This window comes from Gordonia alkaliphila (genome assembly GCF_023017165.1).
In the GTDB taxonomy this organism is placed as follows: domain Bacteria; phylum Actinomycetota; class Actinomycetes; order Mycobacteriales; family Mycobacteriaceae; genus Gordonia; species Gordonia alkaliphila.
Genome location: NZ_JALKBW010000001.1, coordinates 765,874 through 784,976, shown reverse-complemented (window position 1 = coordinate 784,976; position 19,103 = coordinate 765,874). Strand labels below are relative to the sequence as shown.

Below are 19,103 nucleotides of genomic sequence, written 5' to 3'. Positions count from 1 at the left end.
TTGAAGAGTCACTGAAAGGCAACTAGTGCTCGACGTCAACTTTTTCGACGAACTGAAGATCGGCCTTGCGACGGCCGATGACATTCACAACTGGTCCTACGGCGAGGTCAAGAAGCCGGAGACCATCAACTACCGCACGCTCAAGCCCGAGAAGGACGGCCTGTTCTGCGAGAAGATCTTCGGACCGACTCGCGACTGGGAGTGCTACTGCGGCAAGTACAAGCGCGTGCGCTTCAAGGGCATCATCTGTGAACGCTGCGGCGTCGAGGTGACCAAGGCCAAGGTGCGCCGCGAGCGCATGGGCCACATCGAGCTGGCCGCCCCGGTCACGCACATCTGGTACTTCAAGGGTGTGCCGAGCCGACTGGGCTACCTGCTCGACCTGGCGCCGAAGGATCTGGAAAAGATCATCTACTTCGCCGCCTGGGTCATCACCTCGGTCGACGACGAGCTGCGTCACGCCGAGCTCTCCACCCGTGAGGCGGAGGTGGTCGTCGAACGCAAGGCGATCATGGACGACCTCGAAGCCGCACTGGCCGAGCGCCAGTCCAAGCTCGAAGCCGACCTGGCCGAGCTGGAGGCCGAGGGCGCCAAGGCCGACGTCAAGCGCAAGATCCGCGATGCCGCCGAGCGCGAGCTCAAGAAGATGCGCGACGTCGCCGGCCGCGAGGTCGACTGGCTCGACGAGATCTGGGACAAGTTCGTCAAGCTCACCCCGGGTGAGCTGATCATCGACGAGCGCCTGTACCGCGAGCTCGAGGACCGCTTCGGCGAGTACTTCGCCGGCGCCATGGGTGCCGAGGCGATCAAGAAGCTCCTGGAGAACTTCGACATCGACGCCGAGGCCGAGCTGCTGCGCGAGACCATCCGCACCGGCAAGGGCCAGAAGAAGCTGCGCGCGCTCAAGCGCCTCAAGGTCGTCGCCGCGTTCCAGCAGTCCGGCAACTCGCCCAAGGCGATGGTGCTCGACGCTGTGCCGGTGATCCCGCCGGAGCTGCGTCCGATGGTTCAGCTCGACGGTGGCCGTTTCGCCACGTCGGACCTGAACGATCTGTACCGCCGCGTCATCAACCGCAACAACCGCCTCAAGCGACTGATCGATCTGGGTGCGCCCGAGATCATCGTCAACAACGAGAAGCGGATGCTGCAGGAGTCGGTCGACGCCCTGTTCGACAACGGTCGTCGTGGGCGTCCGGTCAACGGCCCGGGCAACCGGCCGCTGAAGTCGCTGAGCGATCTGCTCAAGGGCAAGCAGGGTCGTTTCCGTCAGAACCTCCTCGGCAAGCGCGTGGACTACTCGGGCCGTTCGGTCATCGTGGTGGGCCCGCAGCTGCAGCTGCACCAGTGCGGTCTGCCGAAGCTGATGGCGCTCGAGCTGTTCAAGCCGTTCGTGATGAAGCGTCTGGTCGACCTGAACCAGGCGCAGAACATCAAGTCGGCCAAGCGCATGGTGGAGCGTCAGCGTCCGCAGGTGTGGGACGTCCTCGAAGAGGTCATCGCCGAGCACCCGGTGCTGCTGAACCGTGCACCGACGCTGCACCGCTTGGGCATCCAGGCGTTCGAGCCGCAGCTGGTCGAAGGCAAGGCCATTCAGCTCCACCCGCTGGTGTGTGAGGCCTTCAACGCCGACTTCGACGGTGACCAGATGGCCGTGCACCTCCCGCTGAGTGCGGAGGCGCAGGCCGAGGCTCGCATCCTGATGCTGTCGAGCAACAACATCCTGTCGCCGGCCTCGGGTCGTCCGCTGGCCATGCCGCGTCTGGACATGGTGACCGGTCTGTACTACCTGACCACCGAGAAGGACGACGCCGCCGGTGCCTACACCGCGGCGACCTCCGACGACGTGGAGCGCGGCGTCTACTCGAGCCCGGCCGAGGCCATCATGGCCGTCGACCGCGGCACGCTGAGCGTGCAGGCCCCGATCAAGGTGCGCCTGACCGATCTGCGTCCGCCGGCCGACATCGAGGCCGCCGAGTTCGACGGCAAGTGGCGCAAGGGTCAGGCCTGGGAGCAGGAGACGACCCTGGGTCGCGTGCTCTTCAACGAGCTGCTGCCGCCGGACTACCCGTTCGTCAACGAGCAGATGCCGAAGAAGCGTCAGGCCGTGATCATCAACGATCTGGCCGAGCGCTACCCGATGATCGTCGTCGCGCAGACCGTCGACAAGCTCAAGGACGTGGGCTTCTACTGGGCCACCCGTTCGGGTGTCACGGTGGCCATGTCCGACGTGCTGGTGCCGCCGGCCAAGAAGGAGATCCTCGACCGCTACGAGGCGCAGGCCGATCAGCTGGAGCGCAAGTACCAGCACGGTGGTCTGACCAAGGACGAGCGTCGCGACGCTCTGGTCGAGCTCTGGAAGGAAGCCACCGAAGAAGTCGGTAAGGCGCTGGAGGAGTACTACCCGGACGACAACCCGATCACGATGATCCCGAAGTCGGGTGCGACGGGCAATATGACCCAGGTCCGCAACCTGTCGGGCATGAAGGGTCTGGTGACGAACCCGAAGGGTGAGTTCATCCCGCGTCCGATCAAGTCCTCGTTCCGTGAGGGCCTGACCGTCGCCGAGTACTTCATCAACACGCACGGTGCTCGTAAGGGTCTGGCCGATACCGCTCTGCGTACCGCCGACTCGGGTTACCTGACCCGTCGTCTGGTGGACGTCAGCCAGGACGTGATCGTGCGCGAGACGGACTGTGGTGTGGACCGCGGCATCGTCGTGCCGATCGCGGCATGGCACGAGAACCCGGCCACCGGTACCCGCGATCTGGTCCGCGACCAGCACGTGGAGACCTCCGCGTATGCGCGGACCCTGGCTGCGGACGCGGTCGACGCCGACGGCAACGTCGTCGTCGAGCGTGGCCACGACCTGGGTGACCCGGCCATCGAGAAGCTGCTGGCGGCGGGCATCACCGACGTCAAGGTCCGTTCGGTCCTGACCTGTGGCACCGGCACCGGCGTCTGCGCCATGTGCTACGGCCGCAGCATGGCCACCGGCAAGCTGGTCGACATCGGCGAGGCCGTGGGCATCATCGCCGCACAGTCGATCGGTGAGCCCGGCACGCAGCTGACCATGCGTACCTTCCACCAGGGTGGCGTCGGCGACGACATCACCGGTGGTCTGCCCCGCGTCACCGAGCTCTTCGAAGCTCGCGTGCCCAAGGGCAAGGCGCCCATCGCCGAGGTGTCCGGTCGTATCCGTCTCGAGGACGGCGAGCGCTTCTACAAGATCACGATCATCCCCGATGACGGATCCGAGGAGCAGGTTTACGACAAGCTGTCCAAGCGTCAGCGTCTGGCACCCGTGGTGCAGGCCGACGGCAGCGAGCGTCCGCTGGCCGACGGCGACCACGTCAACGTCGGTGAGCAGCTCATGGTCGGCCCCGCCGATCCGCACGAGGTGCTCCGCGTGATGGGCCCGCGTCAGGTGCAGATCCACCTGGTCAACGAGGTGCAGGAGGTCTACCGCCGTCAGGGTGTGTCGATCCACGACAAGCACATCGAGACCATCGTGCGTCAGATGCTCCGTCGCGTGACCATCATCGACTCCGGTGCCACCGAGTTCCTGCCCGGTTCGCTCACCGAGCGCGCCGAGTTCGAGGCGGCCAACCGTCAGGTGGTCACCGAGGGCGGCGAGCCGGCTTCGGGTCGTCCGGTGCTCATGGGTATCACCAAGGCCTCGCTGGCCACCGAGTCGTGGCTGTCGGCGGCGTCGTTCCAGGAGACCACGCGTGTCCTGACCGACGCGGCGATCAACAGCCGTAGCGACAAGCTGGTGGGCCTCAAGGAGAACGTGATCATCGGTAAGCTGATCCCGGCCGGTACGGGTATCAACCGTTACCGGAACATCCAGGTGGCGCCGACCGAGGAAGCCCGCGCGGCTGCCTACGCTCTGCCGTCGTACGACGACACCTACTACAGCCCGGACGGCGCCTTCGGCACCTCCTCCGGCGCTGCGGTGCCGCTCGACGACTTCGACTACGGCGACTACCGCCGCTGAGTCCGAGCTCGACCGAAGCCCCCACTCCCTCGCGGAGTGGGGCTTCGTCGTTCCGCCCCGGCCGCCCCGCCGCCCTGAAGGCGGCACTCCGCACCGAAGGCGGCAGTGGCCACCGAAGGCGGCAGCCGGGGCGGTCTCCCTTGGGGGCGACTGCCGCCTTTGTGGTCGACTGCCGCGACACGCCCGACGACGCGGCCGGGGAACCGCGGCCGGGGTGCGGAGCGTCGAAAGAGTATGTGGCTTCCCGACGAGCACGGGCTTCTGCGCCGGCACGACGTCCTCGACTCCGGCGTGACCCAGCGCGAGCTGGAGGCGGCGATCACGTCCGGCGAACTGGTCCTGGTGAGCCGCGGGGTGTACCTGCAGGAATCTCGGATCAGCGCGTCGTCGCGCTATCGCGGCGACGTCCTCTACCGGGCGAAGTGCCTGGCCGTGGGATCGGCGAAACAGGGGGCGCGGCCGGCACTGCTCAGCCACGATTCGGCGGCCGTCATCCATGGGCTCCCGGTGCTGTTGCCCACGCGCACGCGTGTGCACCGCTTCGCGGAGCGGCCGCACGGCGGTAATGCGAAGGAGCGCAAGACCGTCTTCCATACCGGGACCGTGCCCGACGAGGACATCGTCGAGGTCGACGGGGTGCGGGTCACCGGGCTCGCGCGGACCGTCGTCGATCTGGCCGTGACCGGTCCGTTCCACCGGGCCCTCGCCGCGTTCGACGCCGGGCTGGCGCGCGGACTGGACCGCGACGAGTTGGCCGAGCGACTCGGGGTGCGGCGCAAAGGAGTGGGGACGGCGCGCTTCGCGCTCCGACACGCGAGTCCGTTGGCCGACAATCCCGGAGAGTCGTGGTGTCGTGCCCAGGTCATCGAGGCCGGGCTGCCGATTCCGGCGTTACAGGTGCGCTACGACCTGCGGGACGGGAGCATCGCCTACGTCGATCTCGACTTCGACGGCCAGGTGGTGGTGGAGTTCGACGGCCTGACCAAGTATCGGCAGGCGACGATCGGCTCGAAGCGAAGCCCGGAGGAGGTGGTCATCGAGGAGAAGCTGCGCGAGGACAAGCTCCGCGAGCTGGGGCTCGACATGGTGCGGACCGTCTGGCAGGAACTGCGCGACGCCGCCTTCATCCCGGTGCTCACCGACCACCTGGGCAGGCGCGGCCTCTGCTGACGGCCCCCACACAAAGGCGGCAGGCCCACACAAAGGCGGCAGGCCCACGCAAAGGCGTCAGCCGACCCCGGAGGCGGCGGCCCCGGGTGCCGCCTCCGGGGCGCACTGACGCCTTTGGGGGGAGGTGTCGCCTTGAGGTGTGGTCAAGCGCCGATGGCGCGGGCGATCATCGGCCAGGACAGCCGCATGTCGGCGGAGAACAGGCCCCAGCTGTGGCTGCCGTCGGGGCGGGCGTTGAAGCGGTGGGGGATACCGAGCGAGCGCAGCTTGTTCGACATGTTGGCGGTGCAGCTGCGGGCGATGGCTTCGAGGACGTTGCCGCCGAACAGGCCGCCGATCGTCTCGATGGGCCCGCCGTCGATCGGTCCGGGCAGCCCGGAGCCGGCTGACAGGAAGATGGTCTTGCCGCGCAGTTTGGCCGCGTTGACCACGGGGTCGTGCTTGATCCAGTCGGGGTGGTCGTAGGTGCCCCACATGTTGAACGGATTGGCGCCGCCGCGCAGCGGGATCGCGGTGGCGGCGAGGCGGCCGAGCGGATCGGTGGTGCCGGGGCAGCCGCTGTAGGCGGCGACGGCGCGGTACCGGCCGGGTGCCTGGATCGCCAGATCGAGTGCGGGTCCGGCGGACATCGACACTCCGCCGAGCGCGTTGGCGCCGCTGGTGCGGAAGGTCTTGTCGATCGCGGTGGGCAATTCGCGGGTGTAGAACGTCTGCCACTGGTTCACGCCGAGCAGCGGGTCGCGGCGCTGCCAGTCGGTCATCATGGAGAACTGTCCGCCGATGGGCAGAACCACGTTCACCCGCTTGCCGGCGAAGAACTTCTTGACGCCGCCGTGGTGGTACCAGCTGATGCCGTCCTCGGCACCGCCCGCGCCGGCCAGCAGATAGAAGCTGGGCAGCCCCGCGGGCTTGCCGACCGGGTGCAGCACGTGGCTGGAGATCGTCCGGTGCATCGTCGGCGAGTACACCGAGACCAGTGAGACGCGCGAGCTGAGCTCGCGGACACTCACCACCCGGGCCTCGGCGGCACCGGGCGCGGCCACTACGACGAGGGCGATGGCGGCGATCATCGCGGCGATCAGCAGGGACAGGGAGCGGCGGAACAGCGAAGTAGACATCGGCCACGACGCTACGGGGGCGCGTCCCACAGGCCTACGGCGGCACGGCGGTCGTCACCGGACTGTAGTCCTACTGTGTTGTGGAACAGCCCGGATGCCGGTGGGGCGCTTACGCTTGGGGAGTGCCGGACGTCGAACGGTTCCATTGGCTGCTGCACCTGGATCTGGATCAGTTCCAGGTGGCTGCCGAGCGCCTGCGGCGCCCCGAACTGAACGAGCAGCAGGTGATCGTCGGCGGCGACGGTGACCCGACCAAGGCGCGCCAGGTGGTGACCTGCGGTTCGTACGAGACGCGGGCGCTGGGGGTACGGGCCGGGATGCCGCTGCGGGCGGCGTACAAGAAGGCGCCCGACGCGCTCTACCTTCCGCTCGACATGGAGTACTACGAGGCCGAGTCCGCGCAGGTGTGGGCGACGGTCCGCGGGGTGGGCGCACCGACCGAGGTCTGGGGATTCGACGAGGGCTACGTCGGCTTCGGTCCTCGCGATGCGCCGGCGCCGCCGGAGTCGGCCGCGCTGGCCCTGGCCGATCGGTTGCGGAGCACCGTCCGCGCCGCGACCGGTTTCGAGAGCTGCCTGGGGATCTCCGACAACAAGCAGCGCGCGAAGATCGCCGCGGGTTTCGCCAAACGCGCCGTGCGAAGCGGAGCCGACGGTGATGCCCGACGGTTCGTCCTCACTGACGAGAACTGGTCCGACCTGCTCGGCCCGCAACCGACCACCGCGCTGTGGAGCGTCGGCGCGCGCACCGCGGCCGCCCTCGACGAGCACGGCGTCTCGACGGTGACCGAACTCGCCGCGATGCCGCTCGACGATCTGATCGCGATCTTCGGGCCGCACAAGGGTAACTGGCTGTATGTCCTCGCTCGCGGCGGTGGCGATGACACGATCACCGTCGTTCCACCGCCGGCTCGTTCGCACTCGAGGTCGGTCACCTTTCCGCGTGACCTGACCGAACCCGAGGAGATCCGCGCGGCGGCCCACGAATTGCTGGCGCAGGTCGTGCAGCAGGTGGTCGACGAAGACCGGCTGCCGATCCGCGTGGGGGTCACCGTGCGGACGTCGTCGTTCCGGACCCGGACCAAGCTGCGCAAGCTCGCGCAGCCGACCACAGACTCCGCGTCGATCGCCCCGGTGGTCGACGAACTGTTGGCCGCCTTCGACGTCGATCGCCCGGTGCGCCTGCTCGCCGTACGACTGGAACTGGCGCCGATCCGGGCGAAATGACAGATTTGGGCGACACGTCGCTGTGACTGATGACACACTGTCGGGAACTTGTCTCTTTCCCGGACAGATGGAGCGCCCACCGATGGACACCACCCGTACCTCCCGCAGCGGGCGACGACGCGTCGCCCGGCTGCAGGCGCGCGAGCAGAAGAAACGATTCGGCGCGCGCGGCTGGCGCACTGCGACGCTGGCCCTCGGCGCGACCGCAGCGCTGAGCGTCGGCCTGCTCGCCGGCACCATGGGCAACGGGCTGGTACTCGCCGACGATTCCGTCTCCGTCGAGATGTCGCCCGAGATGATTCTCGGTCTCCTCGACGACGAGATGCTCACCGGCTTCGTCGAGATGTGCCGGACGGGTGCGCTCGCCAACGGCAACCCGAACGCGGGGAACAGCACCGCGTGGAACGCGGAGGACACGGCGCCGGGCCAGGTGCCGCCGAACGCGATCGCGACGTGCAACGAATCGACCGGTCACGGCCTCGCGTTGGTGCTGCCGGACACGTTCGAAATCGGTCGACTCGGCAACGACATGGTCATGGACCTCGGGCCCGACCAGGAGATCAAAGTCCTCGGCATCACCGTTCTGACCTTGCCGATGGGCCAGCAGAACCTGCTGAACCTGGTGAGCGGTCTCATCTTCGAAGGCAGCAAGATCGCCGGTATCGTGAGCGTGAAGGAGGAGGCGAAGAAGCAGACGGGGATCGCCATCGACCCCCGGATGTTCGCCAAGTACGGCGACCACGACGACGACATCTACGCCGCGATCCAGCGCGACGCGGCATTGCCTTACAAGGAAGCCACCCGCACCGAAAACGGTAAGTGCTTGAGCTACTTCCTCGGAGTCTGCACGAAGTACGAGAAGATCACCGTTGTCTACGACGCCAACCTGGAGAAGCGCACCGACGCGCTGAAGGTGGCCGAGTACCTCACCGGCCACCGCTACGACCCGACGGTGCCGCAGAATCTGCCCGACATCCCGCGGGCGTCGGGCCAGTCGACGATCAAGGGCGACGGCATCAACGTCGCGCTGTCCATGCGCGGCGGCCAGGCGCTGGCCGAGACCGCAAGCAATCTCTCGGTGGCGCTCGCCGGTGCCGACAACGGCAAGATCTCGACGGCGTATGCGAACTACGCGATCGCGATCGCGGCGAACATGAACACCGAGGACATCCGGTTCACCTGGTTCGGCCAGGACGTCGACTTCGCCAACCTGCTGCCGCTCCTGCAGTCGGACATGGCTGCGGGTATGGGCGGCTCGGACATGGCGCCCATGCTGGACATGCTCGAGGGCCTCAACGGTCAGATCCCGAGCATCAAGGAGGTCTACTGCCTCGGCGTCGACGCCAAGGCGACCGCCGAGGGCCTGGGCAGCTGCACCAACTTCCTGGGCACCTTCGACACCTACAAGGATCTGCGCCCGCTGAGCAACGGCTCGCAGAACTTCACCGGCGACTCGGTCTCTCGCCAGCAGCAGTGGGGCCTGACCGACATCAGTTCGCTGGCGCTCGGCAATGATGCGCTGCTGCAGCAATTCCTGCCCATGCTCTCCGGCGGCGAGGGCGCCGATCTGGGTGCACTGCTGTCGAACCCGACCGTCGTCAAGATGCTGGGTGCGGTGCTGTCCGAGGACGACCGTCTCAAGCTGACCAAGGACTTCATCCGCTACACCAAGAACGTCGAGACCGTCTTCGCCAAGGAGCCGGTGCTCGACGCCAACGGTGACCCGGTGCTGGTCGACGGTGAGCCGCTCCTGCGCAACAAGGTCACGCCGCGCATGGTCGGCGCCACCGAGAGCGCGTGGGAGGACTACGTCAGCGATGCGCCGGTGATGGTCGACGACGCCGACGCCGACGGCAACCCGATCTACGTCGACGCGGACGGCAACGTCGTCGACGCCGACACCGAGGGCGCGACCAAGAGGCAGGTGCAGAAGCTCGACGACGACGGCAAGCCGGTCTTCGCGACCAAGACTCGCCACCTCACCAAGCCGGTGATGATCGAGCAGCTCGACGCTGACGGCAACCCCGTCCTCGACGCGGACGGCAACCCGGTGCTGGTCCAGAAGATGGAGCAGGCCAAGGACTCCAAGGGCAATCTGCTGTGGGATCCGGTGGTCGAGTCGTCGATCACCGCGCACTGGCTCACCAGCGACTACGGTCTGCGCGAGCCGCTGACCATCGAGTGGCTCGGCCACCAGGTGGTGTTCTTCCCGGCCGTCGAGGTCAACGGCACCTACCGGCCGAATCTGATCGGGCTGCCGCAGATCAAGCGCATCGCCTCCGACGCGCAGACGGGGCTGCTGCCCAAGATCTCGCTGGTCCAGTGGGACAACGCGTTCGGTCTGGGTACCTGGAGCTTCGACAAGCCGTGGGATCTCTTCGGGACCTCCCGGAATTTCATCGACTCGGTGACGTTGCCGAGCGACCTGAAGGCGATCGACGGCGCACTCGGCCTCAGTGCCGGTATCCGGGACGGCATCGACGTCGGGATCGGCGACGTGAAGGACTTCGTCGACCAGGGCTTCGGGGACCTGTGGGGCCTGCTGAACCCGGGCGGTACGACACCGGACGAGTCGGTGCCGGACGACTCGACGCCCGACCCGGTGCTGCCGGGGGACGGCGACGACGGCGATGACGACGGCGCGCCGACGCAGAACGAACTGATCGTTCCGGAGTTCATCGCACCGGAGACTTGGCAGGTTCCGTCGGCCGTCGAGCCGCCGGCGGTCACGCCGGAGCCGTCCGTCACTCAGCAGGCGCCGGTCACCCCCGGGTCGACCGGTGGCCCGGTGGGCGCGGGAGCCGGCGGGTCGTCGCCGGAGCCGTCGTTCGACGAGTGAGGTAGTCGAGGTAGTCAGTCGGTTCAGCGAGGGCCGGTCACCGAGTACGGTGACCGGCCCTCGCCGTCCGCGGCTGGGGGGGCCGGGTGGCTGTGTCATCGTGAATCGTCCGAAAGTACTAAAAGTCACGGAAAGGGTAAGACGGGAAGGTTTTCTCTGCAACAGTTCGACGTGATGTCGATCACCCTTGTGTGAGGAGTCCTGAATGTCCAAATCTTCGATCCGCAAGATGAGTCTGCCGCGACGGATCGCGGCCTCGTCCGGCATCGCCGCCGCGTTGATGGTGGCGGGTCCGGTAGCGATCGCTGCGGCGGAGCCTGCGGGTGATGATCCGGTGACGACGGCTCCGGCGGACGGCGGTTCTGCGGACAGCGGGCAACCGGCGGGTTCGGGAGAGCCGACGTCCTCGCCCTCCGAGGCGCCGCCGGCCACCGATCCCCTCCCTCCGGTCGCGACGACCCCGGACTCCCCGACTCCGGACTCGCTGACCCCGACCTCTCCGACTCCGGCGCCTCCCACTCAGTCCGAGACTCCGATCGACAACGAACTGCCGCTTCCCGGGGGACGGCACCGGGCCGATGAGAGCGGCGACCCCGGTGTGGAGCTGCCGTCGTTCTCCGGTGACGCGGATGGTCGAGACGACTCCGGCACTCTCGAATCGCCCGACGATCTGAACCCGGGTGCCGACAACGGTGGCACCGACGGCCTCGTCGACCTCGACCAGGCGGGCGCAGACGGACCGTCGTTCCGACCGGCCGACGAGGCGCCGGCGCAGGAGCCGCGGCCCGCGGGGATCGCCGGTCTGCTGAGCATGATGGGCGGTTCCGGCAGCGAAGGGCTGGTGCTGCTCAACCAGTCCGCGCTGATGATGGTGCTGCTGGATCCGCGGCGCATGATGGATCGGCCGCTGTTCGCTCCGACTGACGGCATGCGTCCGGCGCCGGATCCGGCGGTGGCCACGCTGATGGTCGACGACGTTGACGGCGCGCAGGCCGGGCCCTCCGTGGCCGACACCCAGCAGGTGGCCACCCTCTTCTTCTACCAGCCGGTGGCGGACGCCACCGGCGGCATGGCGCTGCTGCCGTACATGGTTCAGCAGTTCGTCTACGACCCGATTCACAACATCGGGCAGGCCTGGATCATCATGGCCGCGCCGATCAATCAGGTGATCAATATTCCGTTCCAGTTGCTGGTGGGCCGCGATCTGATCGGCAACGGCAAGGATGGTTACACCGGCGGCAATACGTCGCTGATCGGTGGACTGTTGCCGGGGCTGTTCGGTGATGCGGGTGACGGCGGCATGCTCTTCGGTGACGGCGGCACGGGCGCTGCGGCGTCGACCGGCGGCAGTGCCGGCGGTAATGCCGGCTTGATCGGCAACGGCGGTAAGGGCGGTGTGAGCGGCGGTGCCGGTGGTACGGGCGGCATTCTCATGGGCATCGGCGGTGCGGGTGCTGACGGAACCACGACGACCGGGGGTGGTCGCGGCGGTGACGCGGTGGGCTGGTTCTTCGGTGTCGGAGGGCAGGGCGGCAACGGCTCCGCCGGTGGCGACGGCGGCCGCGGCGGTGACGCGGTGGGCTTGTTCGGGCTGGGCAGTCTGGTCGGCCAGGGCGGTACCGGTGGCACCGGCGCTGCGGGTGTCGACGGTGTGACCGGTGCTGCGGGCACGACGCCCGGGTCCACCGGGCAGAACGGCGGAAGCGGTACCGCGGGCGGTCAGGGCGGCCAGGGCGGCAACGGCGGCTTCCTGTTCAGTGTCGGCGGCAACGGTGGCGCGGGTGGTCAGGGCGGCCGCGGCGGTGACGGCGGAGCGGGTGCGCCGGGCGCGGTTCCCGGTGGCATGGGCGGTACCGGCGGTGCGGGCGGTGAAGGCGGCGCCTCGGGTGCCGGCGGTAGCGGCGGGAAGGGCAGCCTGCTGGGCCGTTCCGGTTCCGCGGGCTCGGGTTCGGTGGCGGGTGTCGGCGGCAACGGTGGTGTCGGCGGTGTCGGAGGCAAGGGTCGGCCGGCGACGGCACCGTGGTGGACGGTGGCACGGGCGGTGTCGGTGGTACCGGCGGTGCGGCCGGCCTCGGCGGCCTGAATCTGGACGGAAGCCGCGCGGCGAACGGCCATGCCGGTGACGGCGGCGTCGGTGGTACCGGCGGCGCCGGGTACAGCGGCGGTATCGGTGTCACCGCAGGCAACGGCGGTACGGGCGGTGTCGGCGGCGCGGGCGGCGTCGGGATCGGCGACGACCGCGGCGGTAACGGTGGTCAAGGCGGCATCGGCGGTGCGGGCGGCGACGGTACCGGCCAGGTTGTGCTCGCGAACGGCTCCGTTCCGCAGTCCGGCGGCACCGGCGGTGCGGGCGGCAGCGGCGGCCTGGGTACCAATGGCGGCGCGAACGGCACCGGTGGTTCCGGCGGCACCGGTGGCACCGGTTACGCGTACAGCGCGACGGCCGGCACCGGCGGCGTCGGCGGCGCCGGCAGCCAGGGCACCACAGCTGCACCCGGACTCGGCGGCGGCGGTGGCGGCGGTGGCGGCGGCGCGATCGTGCACGCGGTCACCGGCGGGCAGGCCTCCGGCACGGCGACCGGCGGCGACGGCGGTGGCGGCGGCGATGCGACCGCGGCGTTGACCGGCGGTCAGGGCGGCACCGGTGGTAGCGCGAGCGTCTATGCCGAGGGGGCCGGCAGCTCTGCCGGTGGCACCGCGGTCGGTGGACAGGGCGGCGACGCCCTCGGCGCGGGTACCGGCGGCGACGGCGGCGTCGGGGAGATCCTCGGACTGGGTGCCGGTTCGGCGGCATCGGGGACGGCGACCGGCGGTGCCGGTGGCAGCGGCACCGGCAACGGCAGCATCGGTGGCGCGGGTGGCGACGCCTGGGTGCAGGCCAGTGCCGGGAACACGGCCGACGGCAATGCCGTCGGCGGCGACGGCGGGGCGGCGTCGAACGGCGGCGTCGGCGGCGACGGTGGCTACGGCTTGGTGATGGCGGTCGGCACCGGTGCGTCGTCGTCGGGCACCGCGACCGGCGGCAACGGCGGCGCGGCCAGTGTTGCCGGCGCGACCGGCGGCAACGGCGGTACGGCACAGGTCACCGGCATGAACGGCGTCACGACGAACGGCACGGCGACCGGCGGTGACGGCGGCGCGGGCCTCGGTGGCAACGGTGGGCACGGCCAGCAGGGTTGGGTCGGCGTCTACGACTACACCGGGCCCGCAGGTTCGACGGTGACCGACGCGGTCGCCCACGGCGGCGACGGCGGCAACGGCGGCCGCAACGCCGCCGACGGCACCCGCGGCGGCGACAGCGGCGACGGCGGACAGGCCCTGGTCAAGTCTGATCAGGGCGGTACTGCCACAGGTACCTCCACCGGCGGCGCAGGTGGTGTCGGCGGCAACGCTGTCGCGGGCACCCCCGGCGGCAACGGCGGTGACGGCGGCAATGCCGACATGCACGCGCGGGGTTCCGGAAGCCAGGTTTCGGGTACCGCGACCGGCGGCGCGGGTGGCGCGGCCATCGGCAGCGGCACGGGCGGCAACGGCGGACAAGGGTACGCGCTGGCCGAGAACGGCGGGACCGCGGCGGCGACCGGGGACGGTGCGGTCGGCGGTGCCGGTGGCAGCGGTACCGCGGGTGGTGTCGGCGGCAATGGAGGACAGGGGAAGATCCATGCTGCGGCGGCTGGAAGCGCGGCGACCGGAGATGTCCTCGGCGGTGCCGGTGGCAGCGGTACCGCGGGTGGTGTCGGCGGCAATGGAGGACAAGGGATCCTCTGGGCCGGTGCGGTGGGTAGCGACGCGGCCGGACTAGGCCGTGGCGGTGCCGGCGGTGCGGGCGCCGATGGCGGCCGCGGTGGCAACGGCGCGCAGGGCGGAGTGTTCGCCCTCGCCACCGACAGCACCGCGTCCGGTACCGGGGTCGGCGGTGATGGCGGGCGCGCCGAAGGCGCGTTGAGTCGGGGCGGTGCCGGCGGCGGTGCCTCCGTGCAGGTCGGCTACGACGGCGGCGGAGCGCGAGGGTCCGCGTCCGGCACGGCAACCGGAGGTGCCGGCGGCGAGGGACTGACCATGGGTAGCACCGGCGGTGCCGGCGGCATGGGGTCGATCCTGGTCGGCGGGAACCGCGGTACCGCGAACGGCCCCGTCCCCACCACCGACGGCCAGGCCAGCGGCACGGTGCAGGGCGGCCGCGGCGGCGACGGTAGCAACGGTGGAACCGGCGGTGCCGGCTGGACCGGCCAGGTGTATGCCGGCGGCACACAGACCACAGCGACCGGTACCGCGACCGGCGGGGCCGGCGGAGTGGGCGACGGCGTCGGCCAGGTCGGTGGACGCGGCAACAGCGGAGTCGTGGCGACCAATCGCCTGTCGACATCGGGAAGTTCGGCAGAGGGACACGCCACCGGAGGTGCGGGAGGACGCAACGGCGCCACCGGTAATGCGAACGCGGGTGTCGGCGGTCAGGGTTCCGTGAACGTCGGCCCGGCTGGCGGAACCATCGTGGGCGGCACGGCAGTCGGCGGCGAAGCTGTCGGTGCGCTCAACGGAGCACTGGGCACGGTCCAAGCCACAGGCGGCATCGTGAGGAACAGTTCGGCGATCGCGGGTGTCAGTAGTGCCACCGCGGTCGGCGGCGGCGCCCGGGTGGAAGCCGCGACCGGCAGCACGGTGACGAATACGCACGTGCGCGGCGGCGCCGCCGGGACGGCCGACACTAACAATGTCGGAGGTCGAGGCGGCGACGCCTCGGCGATCGCCACGAGTGGTGGTGCGATCGCCGACAGTTCGGCGGTCGGCGGGGTCGGCGGCGCCGCCACCGGCGGCGGCACCGGCGGTACCGGAGGCTCGGCGTCGATCAGCGCGAACGGAGGGCATGTCGCGAATGCGATGGTGACCGGTGGTGCTGGCGGACAGGCCACCGGCTCGGACAGCGTGGGCGGCAATGGTGGTGCCGGTGACATGACCAGCCGCGGCTCCGGAAGCCGGGCATCGGGTGTGGCGACCGGCGGTGCCGGCGGCGCGGCCGTCGATGCGGGCAAGGGTGGCAGCGGCGGCAAGGGTTCAGTGCTTGCGGAGAACGGCGGCACCGCGAACGCGACCGAAACCGGTGCGGTCGGCGGTGCCGGCGGCAACGGGTCCGCGGGCGGTGTCGGCGGCAACGGCGCGACCGGCCAGGTCTACGCCAGCGGGCCGAGCGCACAGGCTTCCGGTGCGGCTGCGGGCGGCGGAGGCGGCAACGCCGACGGCGCAGGCAGTAAGGGCGGCGGGGGCGGCAACGCCTGGGTCCAGGCGAGCAACGGCGGCGGATTGGCCACCGGTACTGCTTCCGGCGGCAACGGTGGTGCGGCGACCAACGGCGGCGTCGGTGGTGCCGGTGCGTACGGCTTGGTGTACGCGTACGGCAACGGTGGATCGTCGTCGGGCAATGCGTCCGGCGGTGACGGCGGCGCAGCGGGTGCCACCGGTGGTAACGGTGGTACGGCACAGGTCACCGGTTACCAGGGCGTCACGACCAACGGCACGGCGACCGGCGGTGACGGCGGCGCGGGCCTCGGTGGCAACGGTGGGCACGGCCAGCAGGGCTGGGTCGGCGTCTACGACTACACCGGGTCGTTCGGTTCGACGGTGACCGACGCGGTCGCCCACGGCGGCGACGGCGGCGACGGTGGCCGTAACGCCGCCGACGGGACCCGCGGCGGCAACGGCGGCAACGGTGGCCAGGCACTGGTCATGGCCGATCTCGGTGGTACCGCCACTGGTACTGCGACCGGCCGCGACGGCAGTGCCGGCGGCAGTGCTGTCGCAGGCAGCCCCGGAGGCACGGGCGGCAACGGCGGCAGCGCCTCCATGCACGCCCAGGGGCCGGCTAGCCAGGTGTCAGGCACGGCGACCGGCGGCGCGGCCGGTGCGGCCAACGGCACCGGCTCGGGCGGCAGCGGCGGCGAGGGCCGAGTGGTGGCCACGGGCGGTGGAAACGCGCAGACGACCGGTCCCGGTGCGGTCGGCGGTGCCGGTGGCAGCGGAACCGCCGGCGGTGTCGGGGGCAACGGTGGTGGAGGAACGGTCAGCGCGAGTGGCAGCGGTGTCACGGTGATCGGCAGCAGTGTCGGTGGCGCCGGTGGCGCGGCGACCGGAGCCGGAACCACCGGCGGGAAGGGCGGCAACGCCACGACCACGGTGTCCGGCAGTTCGACCGGCGGTGCCGGCGGCAACGCCACGACGTCCGGTGCTGGAGCCCAAACAGTGACGGCGGTCGGCGGGGCCGGCGGTCACGGACTCAATGGCGCCGGTGGCGCCGGCGGTGCAGCGACTTCAGTGGCCGACGGCGCGGGCAGCTCGGCTGCGGGGACGGCTACCGGCGGTGCCGGTGGTGACGGTCGCAACGGCGGCATCGGCGGTGCCGGCGGCACCGCTGACTTCGAGGCACTCGGCGTCGACAGCGAGGTCAGCGGTGTGGTGACCGGTGGCACGGGCGGTACCGCCACGGGTGCAGGAAGCGTCGGCGGCAACGGCGAGGGCGCCTGGATTTCCGCTACCGGTGCCGGCACTACGGCAGCAGGTACCGGCCTGGGTGGCAATGGCGGTAACGCCACCAATGGTGGACGCGGCGGCAACGGCGGTGCCGGAGTCTTGCTCGCGGATGCAGAGCGCAGTACGGCGCAGGGCACGGGAATCGGTGGATCCGGCGGTAACGCGGACGGAATCGGCAGCGTCGGCGGTGACGGTGCGACCAGCTGGGTCCAGGTCGGCTACAACGGCGGAGGGACCAACGGAACAGGAAACGGCACCGCAATCGGCGGCAACGGCGGCGATGCGACGTCGGGCGGCACGGGCGGCCTAGGCGGGATGGCCACCATCCTGGTCGGCGGCGACGGCGCCACGGCGACCGGAACCGCGCAAGGCGGGAATGGTGGCGCAGGCAGTAACGGCGGTACCGGTGGCAACGGCCAGCTCGGACAGATCTACGCGGCCGGGGCCAATGCGACGGCCGGTGGGTACGCGATCGGCGGCAGCGGCGGCACCGGCGACGGGCGAACCAGTGCGGGCGCTTCGGTCGTCGGCGGAAACGGCGGCGTGGGTTCGGTGCACGCATTGGGCGAGGGCAGTACCGCGCACGGTGAGGCGACAGGAGGCAACGGTGGTGCGGGCCTGGGCGGCGGCACCGGCGGACGCGGCGGATCGGCGACGGCGATGGCCAGTGGCGCGCATAGTCAGGTCGACGGCCGGGCCTCGGGCGGCACGGGTGGTACCGGAAGTGACGGCGGCGCCGGCGGCAGCGGCGGCGGAGCCGAGATCATCGCCAGCGGCGCGGACAGCAGTGCCAGCGGCTCCGCGACCGGAGGGCCGGGCGGTGCGGCGGTCGGCGCGGGAAGCGTCGGCGGTGGTGGCGGCGGCGGCCGGATTCTCGCCGCCGGCGATGGATCGAGCGCCGCGGGCACGGGACGCGGCGGCGACGGCGGATTCGCTCAGAACGGCGGCCAGGGCGGAAGCGGTGCCAACGGCACCCTCTACGCGAGGACCCAAGACAGTGAAGTCACCGGCGAGGGCAATGGCGGAAGCGGTGGAAACGCCGACGGCGCCGGTAGCCGCGGCGGCAACGGCGCCAACGGAACCATCCAGGTCGGCTACGCGGAGAAGGTGGGTCAGCCGCTCGGCGGTATCGGGGGAGCGGCGCACGGGACGGCGATCGGCGGCAATGGTGGCTCTGCCGCCGCAGGCAGTGTCGGCGGCGTGGGTGGACAAGGAAACCTCATCGTCGGTGCGTATCTCCCCGACCCGGTGACGCCGGAGAACCCGACCCCGGGCGGCACCCAGACGACGGGTGGAATCGCCACCGGCACGGGTGTGGGCGGTAACGGCGGAGAAGGAGTGAACGGCGGTACCGGCGGAGCCGGCGGCATGGGCCAGATCTATGCGGGCGGCTCGAACACCGTGGCCGACGGTCGAGGAGCCGGTGGAAACGGGGGCATCGGCGACGGCGCCACGGGCGGCGCGGGCGGCATCGGCGCGGTCTGGACCGATCCCACGCTGACCTCCGGCTCGATCACCAGTGGTGGTGCGATTGGTGGCGCCGGAGGCGCGGGTGTCTCCGGCGTCAACGGCAAGAACGGCGGCGAAGGTCGCGTCCGGATCCGGAAGGATCAGACCGTCGTCGCGGGTGGTCAGGTCCACAACAGTGTCGCGACCGGGAGTAATGCCGCCGGGAACATCGCGGGCTCGCACGCGTACGTCGATTCCTACGGCGGCACGATCAGCAACAGTTATGCCGCGGCCGGAGTGAGCAGTACGAGTGCGGTCGGGGGCGGCGCTACGATCCGCGCCAACAATGGCAGCACCGTGGCCTATGGCCAAGCCACCGGTGGCAACGCCGGTCAAGGCAGTGACGACGGAAAGGGCGGGCGCGGCGGAAATGCCGCCATCACCGTCACGGGAGCGGGAGCGCAAGCGACCACCGTCAAGGCGAAGGGCGGCGCGGGCGGCAACGGCGACGACTCGGGTGTCGGCGGCGCAGGCGGCGCCGCGTCGATCACCGTGACATCGGCCCAGACCTCCGGCAACACCGCGACCGCGGGTGCCGGCGGAGACCGCAGCGGTCCCGGCACGGGCGCCGCAGGCGCGAATTCGTCGGTGAACGTGACCTGACCGGGTCCGCCCAACGACGCACGGGCGCGGCTGTCTTCGGGCAGCCGCGCCTTTGCTGCATTCGGGGGAAGCACGGGGCGTGCGCCGCCAGAATTCTCCGGTGTCAGCGAACTTTCGAG

General features: G+C 70.4%; 7 protein-coding genes. 6 read left to right on the top strand and 1 reads right to left on the bottom strand.

The genetic code is table 11. The features are described from left to right. Nucleotides 1-25 precede the first annotated feature (25 nt). Nucleotides 26-3,997, top strand: a complete 3,972-nt coding sequence (locus MUG78_RS03300) for a DNA-directed RNA polymerase subunit beta' (RefSeq protein ID WP_246992167.1) — start codon at nucleotides 26-28, stop codon at nucleotides 3,995-3,997. 234 nt (nucleotides 3,998-4,231) lie between these two features. After that, nucleotides 4,232-5,167, top strand: coding sequence for a type IV toxin-antitoxin system AbiEi family antitoxin (locus MUG78_RS03295; protein ID WP_246992165.1), 936 nt, complete (start codon nucleotides 4,232-4,234; stop codon nucleotides 5,165-5,167). 143 nt (nucleotides 5,168-5,310) lie between these two features. Here the strand turns inward: MUG78_RS03295 and MUG78_RS03290 are convergent, their stop codons facing one another. Beyond that, nucleotides 5,311-6,285: an alpha/beta hydrolase gene (locus tag MUG78_RS03290; RefSeq protein WP_246992163.1), complete on the bottom strand. Its 975-nt coding sequence runs from the start codon at nucleotides 6,283-6,285 to the stop codon at nucleotides 5,311-5,313. Between the two features lie 122 nt (nucleotides 6,286-6,407). Between MUG78_RS03290 and MUG78_RS03285 the strand changes: the two genes are divergently transcribed. The 4 genes from MUG78_RS03285 to MUG78_RS03270 all read left to right on the top strand — a co-directional run bounded on the left by MUG78_RS03285 (nucleotide 6,408) and on the right by MUG78_RS03270 (nucleotide 18,984). Continuing rightward, a complete protein-coding gene (locus MUG78_RS03285) occupies nucleotides 6,408-7,511 on the top strand; it encodes a DNA polymerase IV (RefSeq protein ID WP_246992161.1) in 1,104 nt (367 codons plus the stop codon). An 82-nt stretch (nucleotides 7,512-7,593) separates the two neighbouring features. After that, nucleotides 7,594-10,350 (top strand): hypothetical protein, encoded by a 2,757-nt coding sequence (locus MUG78_RS03280; RefSeq protein WP_246992159.1) that lies wholly within the window; start codon nucleotides 7,594-7,596, stop codon nucleotides 10,348-10,350. A 205-nt stretch (nucleotides 10,351-10,555) separates the two neighbouring features. Next, a complete protein-coding gene (locus tag MUG78_RS03275; protein WP_246992157.1) occupies nucleotides 10,556-12,433 on the top strand; it encodes a hypothetical protein in 1,878 nt (625 codons plus the stop codon). Then, nucleotides 12,373-18,984 carry a PE family protein gene (locus tag MUG78_RS03270; protein WP_246997164.1) on the top strand — a complete coding sequence of 2,204 codons (6,612 nt, stop codon included), beginning with the start codon at nucleotides 12,373-12,375 and terminating at the stop codon, nucleotides 18,982-18,984. Before MUG78_RS03275 ends, MUG78_RS03270 begins: the two co-directional genes overlap by 61 nt. Nucleotides 18,985-19,103 lie beyond the last annotated feature (119 nt).

What these genes read in the sequence shown, in the direction of transcription:
- MUG78_RS03280 (WP_246992159.1), top strand. Translation starts at nt 7,594, where the DNA reads ATGGACACCACCCGTACCTCCCGCAGCGGGCGACGACGCGTCGCCCGG.
- MUG78_RS03290 (WP_246992163.1), bottom strand. Translation starts at nt 6,285, where the DNA reads ATGTCTACTTCGCTGTTCCGCCGCTCCCTGTCCCTGCTGATCGCCGCG.
- MUG78_RS03275 (WP_246992157.1), top strand. Translation starts at nt 10,556, where the DNA reads ATGTCCAAATCTTCGATCCGCAAGATGAGTCTGCCGCGACGGATCGCG.
- MUG78_RS03295 (WP_246992165.1), top strand. Translation starts at nt 4,232, where the DNA reads ATGTGGCTTCCCGACGAGCACGGGCTTCTGCGCCGGCACGACGTCCTC.